The 2,106-nt window shown below is 55.8% G+C and carries 3 protein-coding genes; all 3 read left to right on the top strand.

Translation table 11 applies throughout. The annotated features are described in order from the left end of the window. Positions 1-700: OmpA family protein (locus EOA86_RS32125; RefSeq protein WP_164892205.1), on the top strand; the 700-nt coding region annotated here is incomplete at its 5' end. 16 nt (positions 701-716) lie between these two features. Further along, positions 717-1,208: a Rab family GTPase gene (locus EOA86_RS32120; protein ID WP_245316398.1), complete on the top strand. Its 492-nt coding sequence runs from the start codon at positions 717-719 to the stop codon at positions 1,206-1,208. A gap of 3 nt (positions 1,209-1,211) precedes the next feature. Continuing rightward, positions 1,212-2,106 (top strand): adenylate/guanylate cyclase domain-containing protein (locus EOA86_RS32115; RefSeq protein WP_164892204.1); only part of this gene is annotated, 895 nt, incomplete at its 3' end.

Here is a 2,106-nt window from a genome sequence, read left to right as displayed (position 1 = left end):
CTTCTATATTTCCGGCCTGAGAGACCCGCAGGCCGCCGACCCGCAGGCTCTGCTGTCCGGAACAGGGGTTGATCCGGCTCGCGTTCATTCGCAGTGGCAATTCTATCAGAGCCTTGATCCGAAGTTCGTGCTGAAGCGGCTGGTGGCGTCGCTTGCTCCGCCGAAATCGGTTCGGCTTATGACCATCCAGGATCGCATCGTTGCCGTGGGTGAGGCTCCTGCCGCCTGGATAAACCGGGCGCGGGTCGCCTCCCAGCAGCTGTCCGCGGACGGACTCTCTCTAGATATCTCCGAGCTGCGTGAGTCGACCCCTCAGGAACTCACGCATTTGAGGGACGCTATTCAAGCGGTCGACATTTTCTTCGATTCTGGCAAGGCTGTACCGGGACCAGAGCAATTGCCGGTTCTCGACAAATTGGCGAATCAGTTGAAGGAATTGGCCAAGGATGCCCGCGAGGCAGGCGTAACAGCCCAGTTCATGTTGACCGGCCATTCGGACGCGACGGGCCGTGAAACGGCCAAGGTGTCGATCAGCGCCGCCCGCGCGGAGACAGTTCGTGCGCTTCTCAAGAAGCGCGGCGTCGATCCGGAATTGCTCTTGGTTCGCGGCGCGGGCACCTTTGAGCCAGCGGAGGCTGAAGATAGCCGAACCGGGAGCTCCGCCAATCGCAGAGTTTCGGTTACGGTAAATTTCCACTAGGGCGGAGCCCAGGATATTGCAAAAGAAGATCTGCATGTTGGGCGGGTTCGCTGTCGGAAAGACAAGTCTGGTTCGCAGGTTTGTGCAAAGCATCTTTTCAGAAACCTACTTGACCACGGTGGGAGTGAAAATCGACAAGAAGAGTGTTGTATTGCCCGATAAAACCGTGGATCTGATTTTGTGGGATTTGGCCGGCGAAGACGATATCGGCTCATTCCGCGTCAGCTATGTGCGAGGTGCGAGCGGGCTCGTGCTTGTCGTCGATGGAACCCGCGCCGCTACTCTTGCCGTGGCGCTCACGCTGCGCGAGCGGGCCGAGGCCGAATTCGGCGCTATGCCGTTCGTATTGCTGTTCAACAAATCGGATCTGGCCGATCGGTGGGCAATATCGGATAGTGAGATTAACGAGCTGAGGCAACTTGGATGGCAAATCTATCTAACAAGTGCGCTTTCGGGTGAATGTGTTGATGATGCGTTTCGTCAGCTTGCTTCGATGGTTGCCAAATAGACCATGCATGGATTGCCAAGAGAAGTCAGAAGCTGGATTTACGATTTCTTCTACAACGAGTACTCTGTCGCGTATCTGAAAATTGACGCCCAGCTTTGCATCGCTGCGAAGGGCGGTAGTGTTGAACATTACGGCCTGTCATCACTTTGCATTGGCAAGCCCGTAGCCGAGCAGCTTGAATTCATGGAAGGTTTGCTGCCTTGGCCGGAGCTTCCATATCATATGGCCATGGTCGAACTGCCCAGCGGGCGTGTCGCGGACCTTCATCTTTTTGCTGACAATGCCTGCGTATGGCTGCTCTTTCTTGACGCCACTGCCGAACGCGACAATAGGCAGCGGCTTCAACAGAAGGCTTATGAAATGACACTCCTGCAAGAGAGGGAGCGCCAACTCAACGAAAAATTACAATTGACGAACGAAGCGTTGAGGCAGAGCCAAGAGGGATTGTCGCGTGAATACCAGCGCGCCGAAAGCCTACTCCTCAACATTCTTCCAGCGTCGATCGCGGAGCGGTTAAAAGCGGACGAACAAATTGCAGACAGCCATGCTGACGTGAGCGTGCTTTTTGCCGACATCGTCGGCTTTACGGAAAGAGCGCGGAGCGTCGGAGCCGAGACAACGCTCGCTATTTTAAATTACTTCTTCAAGGCGGCGGATCTGCTCTCGGAACGATACGGCTGCGAAAAGATCAAGACAATCGGCGACTGCGTGATGGTGGTCGCTGGCCTGCCCGCCGCGCGATCCGATCATGCAGAAGCCCTTGCGCACTATGCACTTGAACTGCGGAAGGCGGTTAAGCGCGAACGCTTCGCAGGAGAACCGATAAGACTCAGAATTGGAATTCACTCAGGACCAATCGTCGCGGGCGTCATAGGCAAAAGGCGGTTTGCCTATGAGC

It is taken from the genome of Mesorhizobium sp. M5C.F.Ca.IN.020.32.2.1 (genome assembly GCF_004023105.1).
Lineage (GTDB): Bacteria > Pseudomonadota > Alphaproteobacteria > Rhizobiales > Rhizobiaceae > Mesorhizobium > Mesorhizobium wenxiniae.
Note: the sequence above shows the minus strand (reverse complement) of the source record. Positions and strands in the feature narration are given on the sequence as shown.